Raw genomic sequence first — 20,568 nt, forward strand, 5'->3', positions numbered from 1 at the left:
GGGAGCCACTGCAGCGCTGGGGGTAGAAGCAATCGCCCGCACCGTGGTGTTCCACTGCGCAAATACCGTATCGATACAGTGGACGTCAGTACAGGCGTTGCGTGACTGTCTCCACTGGGATAGCTGGCCAGGCGAAAGCTTCCCGGCGCTCAGCATGGTTTGCTGTTGCGAAACGATATCTTCGTATTCGTTGTTCAGAATGGCGTGGTCGCAGATGACACGCTCGGCGGGTTGCTGCGTGGTCGCGCACGAAATGTCGCTCGCCCGGGCGTCAACTACGCTCAGCGCAGCCAGCGCCAATAACAATAACAATGTCGAATGCCGCATCAGATGCACAAGTTCTCCTGAATCATTTATTGCCGCTACTGGCGGTTGAGGAGGGGACGACAATGAACCCTCCTGCGCTGTCGCCATAGACGTCGACCCATCCCTCGAGCAGGAAATTCGCTGTCAGCGCGCACAGCGCTGCATCGACTTCATCGATGTTTCTCAGCGACTGTGTTTCAACGCCCGCCCTTTCGAGGGTCTCCCGGCGCTGAATGTTCTTCGCCTTCGCAGATGTGGCTTCCCGGCCGCGAAGGGCGCACGTGATGGCGTGGGGGAACGTCTCGAAGCAAACCCGGTTCCCGATCGCGAACACGTCATTCAAAAGAGGAAAGCGCTCGACGAAGACCTTGTATACGGACTCCCCGTTGAACATCCAATCGTAGAACCGGCTTTGGCTCGCTCGTTCGCGTGTCGGCGTAACAAAACAGGAGATGCGCATTCTGGCCAGCATCTTTTCGGCCTGTCTTCCAGTCTCTTCGGTTCTCCACTGGCAAGGCGCATCGATACCCACGGCAGCAACATCGAACTCGATGCATTTTTCGAGCATCTGCTCCGGCGTTTCTCGGCCGGGGTTGTTCCACACGATCCGGGTGCCCTGCATGATGACCAGATGATTGCCCTTAGCCTCTCCGCCTATATCGATTCCGGCAACAGTTTTTTGTGACTTCATGGTTCCCGCATGTGGAGGCGCTGATTCGACAGTTCGGACAGCGATGTCCGGAATGTTCGGAATCACAGCCCATTTATCTCCAATGATATGCGCCTTAGCATGAGTCCTGTCGCCGGCACGCTGTGCACCCGGCTTGAAAGAACTTGGCGCTGGCCGCAAACGCCGCGTTATCGATGAATCACTGGAGAACGAATATGTCCGAGCATCCTGTTGTACTGATCACCGGCGCGCTGACGGGTATCGGCCGGGCCGCCGCTTTTGCCTTTGCGCATGAGCATGCGCGCGTCGTGGTGTCCGGGCGCCGCGCGGAAGAAGGCGAGCAACTTGCGGCCGAGCTGCGCGCGCTCGGATCGGAGGCCGAGTTTGTTCAGGCCGATGTCCGCCTCGAAGACTCGGTGCGCGAACTCGTCGACCGGACCGTCGCACGCTTCGGACGGCTGGACGTGGCCGTGAATTCGGCCGGCACGGAGGGCGAGCAGGGACCCATGACGGAGCTGACGCCCGAGCGCTATGCAGCCGTCTTCGATACCAACGTGCTGGGCACCATACTCAGCATGAAACACGAGATGCGCGTGATGCTGGCGCAACGCAGTGGCAGTATCGTCAATATCTCCTCGACGATGGGATCGCGCGGCGCGCCCAACGTGTCGCTCTATGTGGCCAGCAAGCACGCGGTGGAAGGCCTGACCAGATCGGCGGCGATCGAAGGGGCTGCGTCGGGCGTGCGCGTCAACGCTGTTGCGCCCGGTCCCGTCGAGACTGCCATGCTGGAAAGACTGACCGGCAACGAAGAACGCAAAGCTGTTTTCCTCGCGAGCGTGCCGCTCAAACGAGCGGGGACGCCCGAAGAAATCGCGGACGCGATCGTGTTCGTCGCGTCCGGGAAAGCAAGCTTCTTTACCGGCGAGATCCTGAGAGTGAACGGCGGGAAAACGGCGTCTTGATGGACCGTCATCCCAGCTCTTCCTGTGAGCAGTGGCGTGCCGCCGTACCCCTGCGCCCACCCAACAATTACCCCCGACGCTAATAACTGAAGCTCGCGTTGAAAAACACGCCCTTCGCGCGATCATCGCCGACAATCTTCAACCGATATTGCAGCGAGAAATCCACGAACGAGCGCGGCGCATGATACGTGTCCTCACGGAACCAGTAGCGCAGATTCATGCCCACGCCTGCGCCCATCGATGCACGGTTGTTGATCTGCGTGTTGTAGTCGCCGCCAAGCACCGCGTACGGAAACGCGACGAGATGCGGATCGATGGCATCGAGCCGGTAGCTTCGCCCGAGTTCGCCGCTAAAGGTCGCGTAGTTGTCCGGATGGGTGATGTAATGTCCTGCTTCCGCGTAAAGCTGCCCCGTCCACCAACTCGGCGTGTCCACGCGCAAATCCGTGCCGAACCCGTTCGAATACGCGATACGTCCAAGCCAGTCCGGCTGCACCGCGCTGCCAAGCGGCACGATGCGCTCGAATGCGAACACGAGGTTCTGGCTTGCGAACGGTTTCGCGCGCACACCCAGCGCCCCTTCGAGGCTCGGCGTGCCTGTAGTGTTGCCCGCCTTCGAGTAAAGCGTCTCGTAGGCGCGTGCGTAGAGCTCGATGGTGTGTCCATCGAGATAACCGAAAGGGCGCCAATAGACTTCGGCGCCGGCTTGCACGCTTTTATCGGCGGTGCTTCCGGGACTGGCCACGAACGTCGTCTGGTCGCCCGTAGGACGATATCCCACCGACGCATTCACGCCCCAGGTCCGGTCGAGTTCGGACATCGCGCGGCGGGTCTCGAAGGCTTGTTGCGGTTGCAGCGAGATATCGCCGTTGTTGTCCGCATCGATTCCGCGCCTGAAATAACTGGCTGCGACGGGCGCCGCGCCCGCATTCAGGTTTGCGTAGCCCGCATCGAGCAGGCTGGATGGCGGCAGCTCGTCGTTGCGATCGGCCTCGTTGTAGTAGCGCGCGGCAAGCGCCGGCTGTCCCGCATTCGATGCGAAATACGCGGCGTTCATGCTCGGCAAGGTATCGATCATGCCGCTCTCGATCAGGTTCGCGGCTTCCTGTTTCGATTCGGCCTGATCGCCATTCGATACGAGCGCCTGGATCAGCAGCAAGCGATGCACGGGGTCATCGGGCGCAATGCGCACCGCCTCGCGCGCCTGCGCCACCGCAAGCGGGTAGTCGTGCTGGTCGTAGGCGCGCGCCGCCGCGGCGTATTGCGTGTAGGCAGGATCGAACGGATGCAGCGTGCACAGGATGCCCGAATCGATGCGCGTGCAATCGAGCTGCGGCATCGGCAGATCGGTGGTGTTGGCCGCAACGGACGATGTCAGCGCACGCCGCGCTTTTTGGCGACGCACGGCGATCATCAGGTCGGTCGCGTCGCCGTCGGGATCGAGACCGTTCAGTGCATCGAGCGCGCGTTGCGGATCGCCGGTTGCAAGCGCCATGTCCGCAATCACGATCCGGCCGTTACGTTGTTCTTGCTGCGTGGCGTCTTGAAGCTGCATCGCGTGCGCGAAATCCGCAAGCGACGCATCACGCTGACCGAGGCGTTCGCGGATCGCGCCGCGCAGCAACCACGGTGCGAGTGCGGAGGGGTTGGCTGATATGGCATCGGTCGCGGCCTGGTCGGCTTCATCGAGACGATTGGCTTGGATCAAGGCATCAATCAGCAAATCCCGGGCGCCGGGGACATTGGGCGCATAACCGATAGCGGCCCGCGCGCGTGAGATTGCAGAGTCCGTATCGCCGCGCCTGAGCGCGTCGTAAGCTTCCGATGCCGCGACAGGTCCGAGCCGGGCGCCAATGAACCCACGCCGCGCGCGCAGCCCCGGGTTATCGCCGCCACGCTGCGTTTCTGCGATGACCGCGTCGTACGCATCCAGGTCGCGCCCTTGCGCGGTTAGCGCGTCGATCACGAGGAGATAGAGCGGCATGACGTCGGGCCGCGCGGCCAGCACCTCGTTTGCCGCTGCGATCGCGTCGTCATAGTCATGCTTCGCATACGCCCTGTAAGCACGCTGCGCCGTCTTCGCCATGTTGCCGGTTAGCGCGTTCGGATCGGAAGGACCGTTCGCGCCGCTCGCAATGATCGCAAGCAGCGCACTGCGGCGAGCGCGCAACGCGGGTTCGGGACCGAGGGCCTTGATGGCATCGTCTATTGCACGCACTGCCGCTCGCCTGTCGCCTTGCGCTTCGAGCGCGCTGGCGAGCAGCAGGCGCAGCGACATCACATCGGGTCGTTGACGGATCGCTTCGCGCGCATAGCCAACGCTCGCCTGGTAGCGATGGCTGTCGTAGCTTCCGTACGCCTGCCGGGCGACCCTGTAGGCGCTGCCGGTCAGCGGCAACGGCAGCGTTTGGTCGGCCGGGGACGGACCACAAAATCGCGATGCCGAATGCGGACGCTTGCATGCGTCTGGAAAGAACATGGTGAGCGAGAGACTGAATGATATTCACTGCAGGAGACTGTCCACGAGTTGAGGCGGCACGTAGTGAGGGCCATCGAAAAGGTACGTGCGATAACCGCGATAGGCATCGAGTTGCAGCTTGAGTTCCTGCGCCGTGGCCGAGCGAAATGCTGACCCGGGCGCCACGCGGAAAGCTTCTGCGATGACCCGCACGCGCTCGCGTCCGAACTTGGCGCTGAGGGCATCGGCATAGGTCCGGGCAATGCGCGGTTCGCGCGCATAGACACCCACGCCGTCCTGCAGCAACACGCCCACGTCACTCGGGAGCCAGCTCGAAAGCCATTGCGCCAGCGCCGCGCCGCCGATATTGCCGCGGTCATAGACGCTGATCCACAAGGGCCGCGGCAGGCGTGCGAGCAATGGCGCGAGCGAGCTCGCGTCCTGCCAGCTCGGATCGACCTCGACAGGAAAATACCAGCCTTCGATATTCAGGTGCGGCGCCGCGCGCACCAGTTCCAGAGATTGCTCGACCAGCAGCTCGGCGTTGGCGCGTGCATCAGCTTCGTTGAAGCGGCCGGCCAGGCCCACGAGCACGTGCTGCGCCCAGGGTTCCTGCGCGATACGGTTCCAGTCGGGCAAGCGCGGCGCCACGGGGATCTGCGTGCCGGCGACATATGCGGTGTTGTCGACGGCGGTCCATTGCAGGAGCAAGTCGGTCACCCCCAGCCGGTTCCAGTCGCCGTGAGCATTGGCATGCATATTGTCGAGTTGCCATGCAACGCCCTGGACGAGCGGCGGGGACTGGCAACCCGCGAGCCCGAGCGCCAGCACGCCGGCGGCGCTGCCGCGCAAGAACGCGCGGCGGCTCATGCCCAACGCACAACGGCCGTCACGACTGCCGCTCACGTATGCTGTCCTGCTTCGCGTGCGCGGATCTGGGTCTGCACAGCGTCGCTCAGCGCGCGCGCCGAGATCGCGCCATAGGCGACCATGAATTCGCCGATGCGGCCATCGCGTTCAGGCCTGTACACCTTGAGCGCTTCATTGAAACTATCGCGCGTGATGTAGCCCATCTGGATCAGCAGATCGCCGAGAAGCGGGACGTTCGTCTCGTTCGGTTCAAGCGCATTGCCGGCGCCGCGCAAGAACCGGAAGCCGGTTGCGATTTCGCTCTCGCGTACGATCCGCTGCGTGACGGGTCCGCCCGAGACGCGCTCGATTTCCTTGAGCGCTTCGTCCTCGAGCGGGCTTGCCGCCAGCACGATCCGGCGGCCCGCATGGTCGGTGCCTTGCGGCAGGATGCGGTATCGGATGGCATGTTCGAGCGGCACGTGCGTCTGGCCTTCATCGAGCAGGGAAGGGTCAAGCGCGGCCCGCTGCAGCTCGGATTGAAACGACAGTGCTTCGGCAAGCGTCTCCTCGTCGAGCCAGCCACGCGCCAGCAACACGCGGCCAAGGGGCGCTTCGCTCGCGAGCTCGTCTTCCATTGCGGTCTTGAGCTGGTCCTCGTTGATTGCCTGCCAGGAGACGAGCAACTCGCCCAGCCGTTGACGGCGCTTTTCGGAAAGCCCCGCCGCCGATGGAAAATCGTGCATCGTCTTGTCCCATGCAAGCCGCTTGCCCGTGACCAGATGCGACGCAAACAGGCGCCACGCGCGCGATACCGCCAGGAAGTTGATGAAGTTGGCGACGATCATGCGCGGGATGGAGACGATGCCCTGTTCCCAGCCGTAGAGCCGGGAGACGAAATACACCCGTTGCACGACCCGTAGCGCAACTGCAATCGTGTTCAGCACCAGCACGGTATTCATCCACGCAGAATCGACAAACGGCGAGGGCAGCAAGTCGCTCGTCAGTCCGAACGACGCCGCGCACATGAACGCAATGAACTGCAGCACGAGCACATAAGCCAGCATGCCGACAAACGATGTCACCACACCCTTGCGGTCACGAAACAGCAAATAGCGATTGGCGAGCGAGCCGCTCCAGCCGGTCTGCTGCCACCCCTGCATGCCGATGCCGAGCACCCAGCGCGCACGTTGCCTATAGGCGGTGCGAATCGTGTCAGGGAAAAATTCGCGCACGGAAAGCGGCACCGTCACGGTCACTTCGCGATCTTCGCTGAGACCAAACATGCTCTTGCGACGCGTGAGGTACTGCACCGGAAATACCGCAAAGATCGATTCCATGCCGAGCTTCAGCAAGCGCGTGCCGACGTCGTAGTCCTCGGTCAGCGAATCGGTATTGAACGGCTGGTTCTTCGTGGTATCGATAAGCGCAAGCATCGCGCGCCGCGAAAAGCACGAGCCCACGCCTGCCGACGGCACGCTGCCCGTCATGCTCTCGCGGACCACGAGATCCTTTGCATGCCACTCGGCAAATTCATCCATGTACGTGCCCGCAACGAGCTCGTACCAGTGCCGCTCGAGCGAGGCCACCGGCAACTGGATCATGTCCTTGCGCGGCAGGAGGAAGTTGAAGAACTTCAGTTCGAGCGAATGCAGCACGTCTTCGCTGTCATGCAGCACGAAGCCCGCGAACTCCAGATCCGCGTTACGTTCGTGCTGGAGCGCTGCCTGCACAACCCAGTTCAGGCAATCGGCCTTGCAGGTCGGGCCGTCGTGCGGCACTTCAACGCGATGCAACTGCTTGTAGCGCATCCGCATGCGCTCGACTTCCGCGCTGGTCGCGGCATCGTTCACATACGTGCCCACGAAGATTACGTAGTTCCGGTAGTCGAGCACGCGCACGGCGTCTTCGAGCATTGCCGCGATCACGTCGTATTCCTGCCACGCGGGAATCATGATGGCGATGGGCTGCTCCGCGCGCTCCTGCAACTGCGCGGCTTTCAGCGGCGTGTATTCACGCTTGACCGTAAGCGCCCGGTACGCCCGCCGGACCCAGTAATACAGGTCGATGAACAGGTCGTCCGCGCTGGATATCAAAATGATCACGGCAATGATGCCCGCGCAATATTGCAGCCCGTAGTAATACTGTTGTGCGTAGTAACCGGGATACAGGTCCATGGCGTGTCCTCATTTCGACGACGGGTTTCCAGCCTGCTTTTCGGCCAGCTTTTCAGCCTGCTGCTTGCGGCTGCGCACCAGCGCGGCGAACATCAGCAGCAGGATGAACATGCCGACCAGCAACGCCGGCACTGTCCACGACAACCATCGCTCCGACCAGGGCGCGCCTGCTTCATTGCCGGTATCGATACGGATCATGCCGGCCGGATCGCGGGTATCGATCTCTTTCAGGACGCCCGTGCCGTCCAGCACGGCCACGTCGGCTTGCGCCAGTTGCAGGCTCACCGGCACGATCGGTGCGCGTGCTCCGACGCTGCGCCAGATCACGCCGCGCGTGTTGCCGGCGTGAGCGACATCGAGTACCCCGACGCCTTGCTGGCTGACATCGTAGAGCGTCTCGTCGTCGTTGCCGGTGATGGCGAGGCGCGCGTCCGCGACCTGCACGTGCGACTTCTGGTCCGCGAGCGCCACGTCGAATGCCAGGAACGGTCCCGCCGGCGTGACTGCAGCGTTGCTCGATGTCACCGTCAGCGTAGCGCGTTGCGGATCCACGCCGGTGGCGTCGGCAAGACGCGCCACGCGGGGAAGGGTGGTCGTGGAATCGGCGAGATACGCGCTCGGCACCAGCACGCTCGCGCTCGTCGCAAAGCGCGCGACCATGCCGGTGAAGTTGTCGTCGGCGTCGGCCTTCACGAGCGTGAGATGACTGGTCGGCAGGACCGCTGCCGGATACCCTTCGTCGCTCGCGCAACCGGAGTCGGACTGGCGCGTGAAGGTGACGCGCAGGAGGTTGCGCGAGCTGAGCGCGGTTCGCGGAATATGCGATGTCACCCGTTGGGCGCGGCCATTGGCATCGAGCAGTTTCGAGCCGATCAGCGTGTCGTTGAAGAACACCGACGCCACCACGCCCGAATTGTGGCCATTGGGCGCACCGGCGAGATCGAGCACCACGTCATCCGGCAGGCGTCCTGCGCCGGCGACCGCACCCAGGTCGAAATCCGCCGTCCACGATGCCTGGCGCAGCACGTTCACCGTGCGCGGCACGCCGCCGAGCGCCGCGAGCGGCACGACGTCATGGCGGCCGTTGGCTGCGCTGTCGATCTGATGCACGACCAGTTGATTCGATCCGTCCACGGCGCGCCAGACCTGCGCGAGCGCGCCGACCGAACGCGTGTCGCCGACCACGATCGCAGCCTGCCCGGCCACGTGCACGAGCCGGGCTTCGCCGGGCGCGAGCGGCGTGACAAGCGGGGCAACGACGCGCGCGCGCCAGTCATCGAAGGCGCTTGCAGCTTCCGGCGATACCACCGCCGCCTGCACGCGCAGCGCGTCGAGCGAGGCGTTCACGTTGGTGCGCCACGCGTTGTCGGCGACGATGAGATCCGCCGGCAAAGCCGTCGGGGCCGAGATGGCCAAAAGCGCGCCGGCTTCGGCGGCGTTCGCCAGCCGGTGTTCGCCGCCTGCCGCGAGTGCCGCGAACGCGGGCATGGCGCGCAACGCGGCGGGTACATCGGGCGTGCCGAGGTTCACGGTGTCGCCTACGGCGGGCCAGCCGCTTACCGACGGCTCGCGGCCATCGCGCTGCATGATCGCGGCGGCGCGCCAGGCGGTATCGTAGGCGGCGGTGCCGACCCGTTTCGACGATATGGCGATCGCCGGCGTCTGCGACAACGCACTCCACGCGGTCCGCAGATCGCGGATGTCCCCGCTGTTGTAGCGATAGTTCAGGCGCGTGCCCGGCGCGAGCCGCAGCACGTTGCCGATTGCTGTCTGATCGGCGCACACGGCGTCGTTGATCACCGACGCATATTCGAACCCCACGCGCACGTATCCGTTGGCGCGCGGCGAGCCGTCCACGCCGATGGTCGCCGCCGCGTTGCCTTGCGGCTGCGTGAGTGCGCGCGCCAGGACCGGCGAGCCGTCGAGGGACACGAGCATGGTGGTGCGGCCGCCATCGCCGCGCAGATAGCTCGCATCGACTTGCAAGGCGGCGTCGGTGATCGGAACGCCCGCAGGTACCGGAAAGTAATATTCGCGGCGGCTGTCAGGCGCGCCGAGCGCCACCGTGTCGCGAACGCCAAGCCGTTTCAGCTCGACGGTGCGCGTGATGGGCGCGTGGCTGGCGGTATCGAAGGCGTCGGCGAAATCCGGGGCTTGTGACGAAGTCTGGGCTGCGGCTGCGTTCAATGACCCCGCAGCCAGGGCAATACACGGAAGCACGCGGACGAGGGTCGGCAGGTGCCATGAAAAACGTCGATTGTGACGATGATGCGATGGGTTGGCTCGGGTCACGGTCGGTAGCGCAATGAGTTTATTTTAAGTAACGACGACCCGATGCAGCGCGCGTGACTAAGGCGCGTCGCTGCGATTGGATGCCGCAAGAAAGTGCAAGCCGGGCGTGATGGCGCGGTGAGTCAACCGCCCGAGACCCGCCGTGTGCGTGCGAGCGTCGGCGCATCGATCACCGGCGGTGAAGCACCGAACTCGGTGAAATGGCGGCCTGCGAGGGCGGCCACGATTCGTTCGGACGCGCGGCCATCGCCATAGGGGTTGGCGAGGCGGGAAGGATTTCTTGCCGGGCGCTTGGTCAACGACGTCAATGACCCGAGTACCGCCGATACCGCCGATCCGATCGCCGCGCGGCTCGTGCCGACCAGGCGCACCGTGCCGGCTTCGACTGCCTCCGGCCGCTCGGTGATATTGCGCATGACAAGCACCGGCTTGCCGAGTGCCGGCGCTTCTTCCTGCACGCCGCCCGAGTCGGTCAGCACGATTGCCGCTCGTTGCATCAGCCGCACGAACCCCAGGTAATCGAGCGGCTCGATCAAATGCACATTTGGCTCGCCTCGCAACATGGCCAGCACGGGTTCGCGGACATTCGGATTGAGGTGAACCGGATAGACGATCTGCACCGCGTCGCGTCGCGCGATGTCCTGCAGCGCGAGACAGATTTGATGAAAGCCATCGCCGAAATTTTCTCTCCGATGCCCCGTGACCAGCAGGATCGGCTTGCCATCGCTGGCAAACGGCAGGGCCGCGTCCAGACGCTTGCGCAGATGTGCGTCGGCATCGATGCGCGCGGCCGTCATCATGAGCGCATCGATCACCGTGTTGCCCGTGACCACCACGCGGCCCTGCAGGTTCTCAGCTTCGAGATTCGCCTTCGCTCCCGCGGTCGGCGCGAACAACAGGTCGCAAACGATGTCCGCAACACGCCGGTTCATCTCTTCGGGCCAGGGTTGCGACAGATCACCCGTACGCAGGCCGGCTTCTACATGTGCAACCGGGATTCGCCGATGAAACGCCGCGATTGCAGCAAACGAAGCCGTAGTCGTGTCGCCGTGAACCAGCACACGATCGGGCTTGGCAATATCGAATACGCCGTTAAGCGAATCCAGCACGCGCGCTGCAAGTCCGTTGAGTGTCTGGTTTTCCCTCATCACGCTCAGGTGATGATCGGGCGTGATATCGAACTGGTCCAGGACCTGTTGCAGCATCGACTCGTGTTGCCCCGTCACGCACACGATGGATTCCAGGTCCGGGTCCGCTTCGATCCACTTCACCAGCGGCGCCATTTTGATGGCTTCGGGCCGGGTCCCGAAGATAGACAATACCTTTTTCAATGCCATTGATTTTCGGGTTGTCGTTTTCGTAATAGAAAGTCTAAGAGAAATGCGTTAATCGACTGAAGTTTCAGCTTAAATAATTCGTAAAACATGGTAATGAGTGTAATTGATAGTAACTGCAATGATCGACGAAAAATGGACATTCCTGTTAGCGGCGGAAAATCGATAATTATTTCCTGACGAATTGATAACCGTATTGTATGACGGTTAAATCCGCATGTTGGAGCTGAGGGGAGCGTTGGAATGGGGGGCAGGGTAAATGAGGTGATGTCCAGCAGTTAATCGCGCAACGACGTCCGGGATTTATGTGAGTTCCAAAAAAAAGCATTTGAAATAGTTGTTTTTATTCACATGAAAATCATGCGCGAGATTGCTGAGCGATTCGATAGTTTTATTTATCAGATTATTAACGAGCGCCAGCGAGCCGCAAAGACGACTGGTTCGGTAAATACTTCTCGTGTCTTAAGGCATGGATACTCTAGCGCCTGCTTTTTTCACCCGGCTTCCACTCAACCGGGAGCGATTTGCGGGCAATCCGTCGCATACCAGATATTGACCTGACGCTGTGCTGCCTGAAGATCAGCTGGGTAGTAAGGATCAAAAAACCACCCTGGGTGATAGCCCGCCTTCTCCAGGGCCGCAAGTTCACTCATGTTGCGCTCGTGGGTAACCGGTGCCTTGTTCCTGATCTCCGTCAAGGCACGGCATTCTGTGGCGCTAAGGTGCGTCCCCGTGCCTGCCTGCATGCCTCCTGTGGCACATGCAGCAAGCAACAGCGTTAATGCCGGGAGCAGCGGCCAGGCCTTGGTTGCATTCGTCATTTTGCGTGTCTCTCCATTGATGCAAGGTCTACCGCGCATGGCTCATTCCTGGGCGCAGGCTTGGACGTCGAGCCGGCGCTTTTTCCATATCCCGGCCTTCACCAGCCAGTGATGTTCGATATCGAACAATCGAAGCGGCGACAATGCTCCGGTAGACTTCAATTCCCCCGCCCTGTTGGGATCGTATGGATACCCAACTTTTCGTTATCTGCGGACTTACATTTGTAATTCACGTCATGCAACGCGGGCTTACGCCTTGTGCGCACAGCTGATGCTCGTACCAGCCGCGCTGATTATCGTTCATGTAGCGGAGCTGATTTGAAGCCAACAGAGAGAGGAGCGATGACGTTCACAAGCATCCGCAGGGCAACCGCCACGGACGTGCCCACGCTTACGCAGATCCGGAACGACGCACACGAGAAAAAGGTCGCCCACTGCGACTATGCGTGGGGTAAGGAGGGAGACGGATTTAGCGAAACCTGGGTATTAGACAGCCTCTCTCGAAGAGACGTCTACGTCGTCGAGCAGGACGGCACGCCCGTTGGAACGTTCTCGCTCGACTGGGATGACGAAGCGCATTGGGGGCCGCAAGAGCCTGACGCCGGATATGTGCATGGGATCTGCGTCAGGAAGGGCTTCAATGGCCGCGGGCTTGGCAGCATCGCAATCGACTGGTGCGCCGGCAAGGTGAGCGCCTTGAACCGCCGTTTTGTTCGGCTTGACTGCGACGTGGGGAATGCAAAGCTATGCGCCTACTACGAGTCGCTCGGTTTCAACCGGGTAGGGCTCAAGCCGATGCCGGACTCTGGCGCCTATATCTGGTCACTTTATGAAAAATCAGTCCTTCAGCTTTCGAGCCGACGACCATGAAGATCGATGTCACCAACGCTGAATCGACTGTTTGAGGAGGCGCCTTGTGTCGGCCATTCGAGAGTCAGCCCATTCAACTGACTGGACTGAGCTCCCACCGTTCAATGACGATCCCGCAAAACCCGCCGGCCTTTGGCGCCGCGAGCAAATTACTTGGTAACGATCGCCGCAGTCAGGCCCGCGTTGATTGCCGGGAGGAACAGATTCAGCACCCGGTTCGCACGGACGAGGCCGCTGTTATCGACATAGACAATGTCCTTCGACTCAAGCGGGAACTGGTTCGCAAGCAGCATGGAAACCGGCGAGCGAGCGTCCAGGCGATAAATCACCGGCGTTTCGCCTCCTGTCGAGCGCAGCACGAAAAGCTGCTTCGGATTCGACGTTTCCTGGTTCAACTGACCCGCTTGTGCAAGTGCTTCCGCAAGCGTGAGCGTGCCGTCGCGCAGCGGCGGTACAGGTGACGGCTTGTTGACTTCGCCCATCACATAGACGGTGTTGTCTTCGCGCGCGTCCACATGAAGCATGTCGCCCGGCTGCAGCATGATGTCAGCGGGGTTCTTGCCCTGCTTCATCATCTGCGCGACGTTCACGGGGTAGGCCTTACCGTTACGCGTGATCGTCACGCGGCTCTGGTCGGCAGTCGGTGCGAAACCGCCGGCGCGATTCACCGCTTCGGTCAGTGTCATCGGAATGTCATTGACCGTCTGTGCACCCGGTGCACGCACATCACCATCCACATACACCTGCGATGACCGGAAGGAGGCCACGCGAACCGTGACCTGCGGCTTTACGAACACCTTGCTCAGCTCGGTGTTGATCTCGCGCTGGACTTGCTGGGCAGTCTTGCCCGATGCGTGGATTGAACGGTCCACGTAGGGAAACTGCAGGTTGCCATCGCTATCCACCACAAAGCCGGCCGCAGCATCTGACGGCTTTGTGTTCTGTGCCGGCTGGCCGACTGCAGCCGCGAGTTCAGGGTGATCCCATACTGTGATCTGCAATACGTCGCCCGGTCCAAGCTTGTATCCGGTCGACTTGGCGAAGAGACCGAGCTGGCTTGCCGTCTTGTCCACGTTCTTTTGGTCCGCGCGAATCTGGCGGATCAGCGTCAGGTCGATCTGTTTGATCGGAATCTGGATGTCGCTCGTCACGTCGCCGTTGTCGGCGCTCGTAACAGGCAATGCAGCCGGTTCGATCATGTGCTGCCCAGGCGCCAGCGAACATGCTGAAACCATTGCAGCGATCGCGAGGGACAGGGCCGCACGCGCTCCAGGCATGACATGGCTGTTTTTGTTCGGCGCTGCGGTGTCCAATAATTCCCGGTTATTCATGTTGTCGTTCCCTTGCTTTTGTAAGCATTGGTGCAGTGCAAAACCCGCAGTTTAACAACGACACATCCGGCACGGTCCCACAGATTTGTTTTCAAACGTTACCGTTTCGCCGCTATCGCGCCTGCATTGCACTGGCGCGGGATCTACATTCGCGCTCTCTCAAGCCGAGGTCACGTCGGAATCAGTGGCTGTGCCGGTGATGAATGTCCGGGAAGTGGGGATGCTTGTGAGTGACGGGTCGATGCTGATGGGGATGAGAATGAGGTTTCGCTGGATCCCACTCGAAATCATGCGTGTGCTGATGATGCTCGTCGTGCCGATGCCGATGGTTATGCCCCAGGAATTCATGCGTATGGGGATGCTCATGCCGCTCGCGAATATGAAGCCAGACGCCGAAAGCCATCAGCGTGGCGGCAATCCAGAAAAGAGTTGAAGGCAGTTCCGGCCAGAACGCGAGCGATAAAGCGACGCCGAAGATCGGTGCAACCGAGAAATATGCGCCCGTGCGAGCAGTACCGAGGTTGCGTAGCGCAACCACGAAAAGCACCAGACTCACGCCGTAGCCCGCAAAGCCGGTCAGCATCGCTGAGGCGGTGTTGAATAAGCCCGGGAGTCGCCCTCCAAGCAGGAACGCTAGACCCAGGTTGACCGACCCCGCCACCAGCCCTTTCAGGCAGGCGATCATCATTGCGTCGTTGGTCGCGACTTTGCGCGTCAGATTGTTGTCGATGGCCCAGCAAACGCAGGCCGCGACCACCAGCAACGCACCCAGGGACACGCCAACTGAGGCCGGCTGCCAGGAAAGCGCGACGCCGCCCGCAACGATCGCGACCATCCCGAGAAAAACCTGCAGGTCCACGTTTTCCCGAAACACGACCCAGGCCAATATTGCCGTGAACACGCCTTCGAGGTTAAGCAAGAGTGAACTGGCAGCGGCAGGTGTCGTGTTCAATCCGAACATCAGGAGCGCGGGCCCTGCAACGCCGCCCGCGGCAATTGCGCCGAACAGCCACGGCACCTCGGCCAGCCGGATGTGACTTTGATCCTTTTGCTCACGAGCGGTCCGGAATAGACGCTGGAAGACAATTCCAATCCCAAGTCCGATTCCGCTGCCGAGGTAAAAAAGACCCGCGACCATGAAAGGCGACAAAGCGCCAAGCAGCATCTTGGCCAGCGGCGTGGTCGCTCCGAACAGGGCGGCTGCCAGAAGCGCGGTGTACGCCGCGTTATGACGTGTCGACATTTTTCAGAGAAAGGAACGATCCGTCAAAGCTCAACTGCTCAAAACCGAAGCGCCTTTAGCAACATACGCCTGCAATAGATGATGGGCGATTGCAAACGGCTGGGGCGCTGACAGCTCGAGCGCATGCGTGCCCGCGAGCATTTCCGCAGCCTCCTTGCGTGAGAACCAGCGAGCGTCTTCGAGTTCATCCGTATCGACGACGATGTTTGTGTCGCTCGCCTGCGCAAAGCAGCCGATCATCAGCGATGAAGGGAAGGGCCATGGCTGAGACGCGAAGTAGACAACGCCTTCACAGTTCACACCGGCTTCCTCCATGACTTCGCGGCGAACGGCGCTTTCCGCAGTCTCACCCGGTTCTACGAAGCCGGCGAGGGCTGAGTACATTCCAGGAGCAAACTGACGCTGACGTCCGAGCAGACACCGTTCGCCGTCGATCACCAGCATGATCACGACCGGATCGACCCGTGGAAAGTGGTGTGCGCTGCAAACATCGCAAATTCGTTGCCAGCCGGCCGCCGCAACGCGGCTTGCGGAGCCGCAGTTCGCGCAGAAGGAGTGGCGGCGATGCCAGTCGAGCATCGACTTCGCTTCGCCCAGTATGCCAAGTGTGCCGGGCGCAACGAGACCCTGCATTGCAATCGAGCGCAGGTCGATGCGGTCGTGGATCGGGTCTGCCGATGAATCCTCCGGCATGAGCGTGAAGCCGAGAGCGAAGCGTCCAGTTCCATCGCTTTCCTCCCCGAGGAAGACGCTTTGAGTGGGTTCGCCGAAAGCCGTTGTTTCGCTCGCCAGGAACCACGGATCGCGTTCGCTGCCTTGCTTGAGCAAGGGGATGTCGCCGTTGAAGACGAGAAAGCGGGAACCCGGGTCGTTGCGCAGACGTTCGATAAAGGCGTGGTCGTTCCGCTTGTCGGAGCGGCGGTCAAGGGGGTTGGTATCAAAGCCGATGGACGCGGGGATTGCAGTCATCACGATCGTTCAGGTAGGAGCAGGGAGGGTACGCAAGTATGGCACGGCCTTGGGTCACGCCGCTGCACCGGAATCCACGCGCGCCAGTCGAAGGAGCGTCTCGTCCGAGTTGACCGAGCTCGGTCTTTCGCTGCGGCAAATGATGCGCGGAGCGTGGCACTATTGCCGCTGGCAACTTCAGTCTCGAATCGAACCATGCATATACGTACAGCTTTGCTCACCGATGCAGAATCCATCAGTGCTGTTGCCGTTCAGACATTCGCGCTGGCTTGTCCGGAAGGAACTGCGCAGGTAGAACTTCAAAGGTATATCGACGAGAACCTGACGCCTTCATGTTTCGAATCGGCCTTGGCGGATGGCAACGTCGATGTTCGTGTACTGGACGATGCCGGGACGATCATCGGGTTCAGTCTGGTCAATCACGCTCCTGGAACCTTGAACCTGCCATTGGCCGATGGCATTTCGGAGTTGACCCGGTGCTACGTGCTACCGGCGCATCACGGAACCGGATCTGCGCAAAGGCTGCTTTCTGCAACCGTTGCGAGCCTGCCTGGCCGTGTCCGGTTGACGGTAAACGATCAGAATGCAAAGGCAATACGCTTCTACGCGCGAAACGGCTTTGCTACCGTCGGCGACACGTCGTTCCAATGCGGTGACGATATACATCGGGACCTGGTGATGGTCCGCCCCGCCGTTTGACAGACCGCGCGGATTTCGCATACGGGTTTTCACCGGCTCGAATCGCTGTCGATTTGCAGTTGCACCGCGCGTCGTGTGGATGAGAGCCAAATTATCATTTGGCGTCGAAGCCGCATCACTTACAGCGCCAACGAGGAAACTGATGACCAAGATAAAAGTTGCCGGGTTTAGTGTCTCGCTTGATGGCTTTGCCGCAGGAACCGCTCAAAGCCTAGATCACCCTCTCGGTCTGCGAGGCGAAGAAATCTTCCAATGGTTTTTCCCGACGCAGACCTTTCGTCAGATGCTGGGCAAGGAAGGTGGTGAAACCGGCCTCGACGACACATTCGCCCGACGCGCAATGGAAGGTTTCGGTGCCTTCATTATCGGACGCAACATGTTCGGCCCGATTCGTGGGGAATGGCCGGACGATCAATGGAAAGGCTGGTGGGGTGACAATCCCCCGTATCACGCGCCAACCTTTGTGCTCACCCATCATCCACGACCGCCGATTGAGATGCTGGGCGGAACGACATTTCATTTTGTTTCCGGCGGCATTGGAGAAGCGCTAGAGAAGGCGCGCGACGCGGCGGGCGGACAGGACGTCAAGATTGGCGGCGGTGTCGAGACCGTGAAGCAATACATTCAAGCCGGCTATGTGGATGAGATTCACCTTGCCCTTGCTCCAGTTGCGCTTGGCCAGGGGGAATCGCTCTTTGGCGGTCTGGATCTTCGTACCCTGGGATATCGGACAGTCGAGCATGTAGCAACGGAGCGCGCCACGCACATCGTCCTGGCGAAGTAAGCTTGACGGGCAAGGCTGATTGTTCATTTTCGCACCGCGCTCGAAAGTTCGGGCATTCAAGGTTGCGATCAAATTCGGTCGAAAAAATAAATCCTGCATCCGCCAAACGTTGATTCGCTCCGCCGTTAGCGATAATCTTGAATCGTTCGAGATCGCCGCAAGCCAGACAACCGGGAGATAACCGTATCATGAAGCGAGCATGGGCTTTCTCTTGCATCCTCGCTCTGAGCGCTGTCATCAATGGATGCGGCAAAGACGGATCACGAAACACCACTCAGGAATCGGGCGCATCCGCAAGTCAAGCTTCGGCCCCGCTTGGGCAGGGTGCGAGCGACACACTCGCCGCGTCGGCCGCACAGGGGCGGAGTGCGCCGGCCACTGTCACCACGGCGCAGTTGCCGGCGGAAACAGCCGAAACGCTACGTCTGATCAAAGCGGGCGGCCCGTACCCTTTCTCCGAGGACGGTGTTTTGTTCCGCAATAGCGCGTCGTTACTGCCGCAGCATCCGCGGGGCTATTACCACGCATACACGGTTCGCACGCCTGGCTCTGCGGACCGCGGGCAGCGCCGGATCGTATGTGGTGGATCGCGCCGGCAGATCGGCGACTGCTTCTACACCGACGATTACTACGTCAGTTTCAAACATATCGCACCGTAACTGGATTTGCGGTCGGTGTTCGAACAGCAAGACATCTCTAAGGCCCGGCTTTCATCCAGGCGTGACCGCTGATGTGGTGTGCCGTACAGGCGCTGCGATTCATTTCGCGGCTGCGGCTCGCCGCCGGCCGCGATGCGGGCACGACGCCGAGTTGCACACCGGTGCTCAAAGGCACGCGAGCGCTGTTACAAGGCCACTTCGCCGTCTTCCTCGCCGTCCCAGTAATGAAGACGCTTCGCCGTTACCTTGATCAGCACGACGCCGGGCGTGTTGAAACCTTCCTCGAACCAGCGGTCAATCTCCTTCGACCAATGCGCCTTGATTGCCGGCTTCTCGCGGATCAGCTCCGCGCGCCCTTCTATTGCAAGGAATACGCCGGGCTTGCCAAGCAAGTGTTTTGCGCCCGTGAAGGTCAGTCCAACAACGGGGTCGCGCTGGATGTCGGCGACTGTATGGGTTTCTTCCGAGGTGAAGAAATAACTGTCGCCATCGTATTCGACGTCGCCATTGTTGCTCATCGGACGACTTGAAATCTCGCCATTTGCGGAACGGGTCGAGAGCATGGCGAAATCGATTTTCGCCATCGTTTTTGATACGTCAGCCAGAGTCATGGCAGCCATGTTTGCTCCATCAAGGTCGGGCCAACCGTGTACGCAAGCGCTGTTCCTTACGTCCGTACGCGGCAATGAAGTCCGGACCGACAGCCGGAAAAGCCGTTGCCCAATCTCACGCCGGCGGCTCTCGTCAAGCCAGCAGACGCGAAGACTCCAATTGCTGGTAACCCGGCCTGACTTCGATCCTGCCCGTAACGGCCGTCTCCTTGAACATCAGCGTACCTCTTGCGCCTTATCGTTCGACGCGTCGAGTGCAAGAGAGACGCTTTCATGGTGTATGAGCGTTTTCCTTAAGAGAGCGAGCTGCCTGCGCTCTACGAATACTTGAACGGTCCAGGAAGCGATTACAAACGGCGCAGTCAGCAGTGGTATTCCGATCATCGAGCCGACCCAGGCAAACGCGCAAGTCAAACCCACCGCAGCAACCGCTGGTCCGGTACCAAGGCGATAAGTGGCTATTGCGGCAAGCGCCGAGTTGAAACCGCATGCGCCGCTGACCATTGCATATTCCGGCGCGCCGGCGATGGCGGATAAACAAAGCCCTAGCGTGCTGCCTATCAGCGCCCAGAAGGCCGCGGCTGGGCGGGTAAGCACCAGCCCGACGAGAATAATGCTGCCAGCAAGCAAGCCCGTGGCAAAGACAATCGGCGCAAGCCCGGCTACCACGTGAGACGTGAACGAGATGAAAAGTGCTGGCGCGTCGACGTGCGGTCCGTTGAAGAAAGCACTTGCTGCGCCGACGTTCCAGGCTTCTGTTTCCGCCGGTCCGCCAGAGTGGATTGTTGGAACAAACGGCAGCCACGCCCATGTGACGATGATTGCCGGGCCGGAATAAGTCGGTAAGTTGTGCACGTGCAGCGCACGAGTCATTGCCGCCGACAGTGCGCTCGCGGCGATAGCAGCCAGGATGGCGACAGCTCCGGAAGACGAATCGTTGTCGATGAAAGTGAACGCCGCCAACGCTGCCAGTGCTCCATTGAAACCGTGCAGATCGCTTCGGGATGCCGTCGAATTCAGGTCGGCAAATATATGGCCGACGAGGTTTCCTGTACTCGCGCCGATCAGCAGCGCGCATCCAAGCCGCGGGCTGACGCTGAAGACAGCAATCAGGATGGCCACGCCCATTCCCGCATTTCGTTGCAGGAAAATCTGGCCGATGCTTCGCGCGAACGGCAGGGGTGACGCCCCCGGTGAGGGTAACGCCATGTTTTGTTCGTTTTGCATGGTGAGGATTGAAGCGTTAAACCATTGGCTGCCTTTCGGCGCGACGGACGTGTTTTTCTTCCCGGTTCAATGTGTATCCGGTCACCGCTTGCCTGGCCGCAGGAAAGATACAGGTACCGCGGCGAAAGTGTTCGGCCGAATCAAATAGTGGGTATTACGCGCGGATGGCAGTGGCATCCGCTTCGCCGCGGCCTCGCGAAAACAGTGGACGCGTTCTACGCACACTTCGAGCGGCATGCTGTTCGGGTCTGCCGGTTGACCGGGCATCCGTGTCGATGCCGTAAGAGCCCGGAGCAAACATAG

General features: G+C 60.9%; 17 protein-coding genes and 1 pseudogene. 5 read left to right on the forward strand and 13 right to left on the reverse strand.

Annotated elements, in window-relative coordinates; translation table 11 throughout:
• A pseudogene (locus ACFFAR_RS01530) lies at positions 1-327 on the reverse strand (hypothetical protein); the annotation flags it as partial.
• Positions 328-349: 22 nt separating this feature from the next.
• Positions 350-997, reverse strand: coding sequence for a DUF429 domain-containing protein (locus ACFFAR_RS01535; protein WP_375507434.1), 648 nt, complete (start codon positions 995-997; stop codon positions 350-352).
• A gap of 194 nt (positions 998-1,191) precedes the next feature.
• Here ACFFAR_RS01535 and ACFFAR_RS01540 point away from each other — a divergent pair, with 194 nt between their 5' ends.
• The gene (locus ACFFAR_RS01540) at positions 1,192-1,941 is read left to right on the forward strand and encodes an SDR family NAD(P)-dependent oxidoreductase (protein ID WP_375507435.1); all 750 of its coding nucleotides are present in this window, start codon (positions 1,192-1,194) and stop codon (positions 1,939-1,941) included.
• A gap of 79 nt (positions 1,942-2,020) precedes the next feature.
• On the opposite strand, the gene ACFFAR_RS01545 is transcribed toward ACFFAR_RS01540, so the two are convergent.
• From ACFFAR_RS01545 to ACFFAR_RS01570, 6 genes are all read right to left on the reverse strand, one after another.
• Positions 2,021-4,420, reverse strand: coding sequence for a tetratricopeptide repeat protein (locus ACFFAR_RS01545; RefSeq protein WP_174362354.1), 2,400 nt, complete (start codon positions 4,418-4,420; stop codon positions 2,021-2,023).
• 24 nt (positions 4,421-4,444) lie between these two features.
• The gene (locus ACFFAR_RS01550; protein ID WP_375507436.1) at positions 4,445-5,305 is read right to left on the reverse strand and encodes a twin-arginine translocation signal domain-containing protein; all 861 of its coding nucleotides are present in this window, start codon (positions 5,303-5,305) and stop codon (positions 4,445-4,447) included.
• Positions 5,302-7,425 (reverse strand): glycosyl transferase family protein, encoded by a 2,124-nt coding sequence (locus tag ACFFAR_RS01555; protein WP_174362355.1) that lies wholly within the window; start codon positions 7,423-7,425, stop codon positions 5,302-5,304. Before ACFFAR_RS01555 ends, ACFFAR_RS01550 begins: the two co-directional genes overlap by 4 nt.
• A 9-nt stretch (positions 7,426-7,434) precedes the next feature.
• Positions 7,435-9,612, reverse strand: a complete 2,178-nt coding sequence (locus ACFFAR_RS01560; RefSeq protein ID WP_375507437.1) for a cellulose synthase — start codon at positions 9,610-9,612, stop codon at positions 7,435-7,437.
• Between the two features lie 227 nt (positions 9,613-9,839).
• Complete coding sequence (gene wecB, locus ACFFAR_RS01565) at positions 9,840-11,054, reverse strand: non-hydrolyzing UDP-N-acetylglucosamine 2-epimerase (RefSeq protein WP_174362357.1); 1,215 nt, start codon at positions 11,052-11,054, stop codon at positions 9,840-9,842.
• Between the two features lie 506 nt (positions 11,055-11,560).
• A complete protein-coding gene (locus ACFFAR_RS01570; RefSeq protein ID WP_174362358.1) occupies positions 11,561-11,872 on the reverse strand; it encodes a DUF4148 domain-containing protein in 312 nt (103 codons plus the stop codon).
• A 342-nt stretch (positions 11,873-12,214) separates the two neighbouring features.
• Between ACFFAR_RS01570 and ACFFAR_RS01575 the strand changes: the two genes are divergently transcribed.
• Positions 12,215-12,742 (forward strand): GNAT family N-acetyltransferase, encoded by a 528-nt coding sequence (locus ACFFAR_RS01575; RefSeq protein ID WP_174362359.1) that lies wholly within the window; start codon positions 12,215-12,217, stop codon positions 12,740-12,742.
• Positions 12,743-12,891: 149 nt separating this feature from the next.
• Here the strand turns inward: ACFFAR_RS01575 and ACFFAR_RS01580 are convergent, their stop codons facing one another.
• The 3 genes from ACFFAR_RS01580 to nudC all read right to left on the reverse strand — a co-directional run bounded on the left by ACFFAR_RS01580 (position 12,892) and on the right by nudC (position 16,285).
• Positions 12,892-14,073 carry a polysaccharide biosynthesis/export family protein gene (locus tag ACFFAR_RS01580; RefSeq protein WP_174362360.1) on the reverse strand — a complete coding sequence of 394 codons (1,182 nt, stop codon included), beginning with the start codon at positions 14,071-14,073 and terminating at the stop codon, positions 12,892-12,894.
• A gap of 181 nt (positions 14,074-14,254) precedes the next feature.
• On the reverse strand, positions 14,255-15,316 hold the full coding sequence (locus ACFFAR_RS01585) for an EamA family transporter (protein WP_174362361.1): 1,062 nt from the start codon (positions 15,314-15,316) through the stop codon (positions 14,255-14,257).
• Between the two features lie 30 nt (positions 15,317-15,346).
• The gene (nudC, locus tag ACFFAR_RS01590; protein WP_174362362.1) at positions 15,347-16,285 is read right to left on the reverse strand and encodes an NAD(+) diphosphatase; all 939 of its coding nucleotides are present in this window, start codon (positions 16,283-16,285) and stop codon (positions 15,347-15,349) included.
• Between the two features lie 153 nt (positions 16,286-16,438).
• Between nudC and ACFFAR_RS01595 the strand changes: the two genes are divergently transcribed.
• The 3 genes from ACFFAR_RS01595 (at position 16,439) to ACFFAR_RS01605 (ending at position 18,427) form a co-directional block, all read left to right on the forward strand.
• Positions 16,439-16,984, forward strand: a complete 546-nt coding sequence (locus ACFFAR_RS01595; protein ID WP_375507438.1) for a GNAT family N-acetyltransferase — start codon at positions 16,439-16,441, stop codon at positions 16,982-16,984.
• Between the two features lie 142 nt (positions 16,985-17,126).
• Positions 17,127-17,768, forward strand: a complete 642-nt coding sequence (locus ACFFAR_RS01600) for a dihydrofolate reductase family protein (RefSeq protein WP_174362364.1) — start codon at positions 17,127-17,129, stop codon at positions 17,766-17,768.
• A gap of 188 nt (positions 17,769-17,956) precedes the next feature.
• Positions 17,957-18,427 carry a ribonuclease domain-containing protein gene (locus ACFFAR_RS01605; RefSeq protein WP_174362365.1) on the forward strand — a complete coding sequence of 157 codons (471 nt, stop codon included), beginning with the start codon at positions 17,957-17,959 and terminating at the stop codon, positions 18,425-18,427.
• A gap of 185 nt (positions 18,428-18,612) precedes the next feature.
• Here ACFFAR_RS01605 and ACFFAR_RS01610 read toward each other — a convergent pair whose 3' ends face one another.
• The gene (locus tag ACFFAR_RS01610) at positions 18,613-19,047 is read right to left on the reverse strand and encodes a pyridoxamine 5'-phosphate oxidase family protein (protein ID WP_062001412.1); all 435 of its coding nucleotides are present in this window, start codon (positions 19,045-19,047) and stop codon (positions 18,613-18,615) included.
• A 207-nt stretch (positions 19,048-19,254) separates the two neighbouring features.
• Positions 19,255-20,265 carry an urea transporter gene (locus tag ACFFAR_RS01615; RefSeq protein ID WP_375507439.1) on the reverse strand — a complete coding sequence of 337 codons (1,011 nt, stop codon included), beginning with the start codon at positions 20,263-20,265 and terminating at the stop codon, positions 19,255-19,257.
• Positions 20,266-20,568: the final 303 nt, after the last annotated feature.

This window comes from uncultured Caballeronia sp. (assembly GCF_964243625.1).
Lineage (GTDB): Bacteria > Pseudomonadota > Gammaproteobacteria > Burkholderiales > Burkholderiaceae > Caballeronia.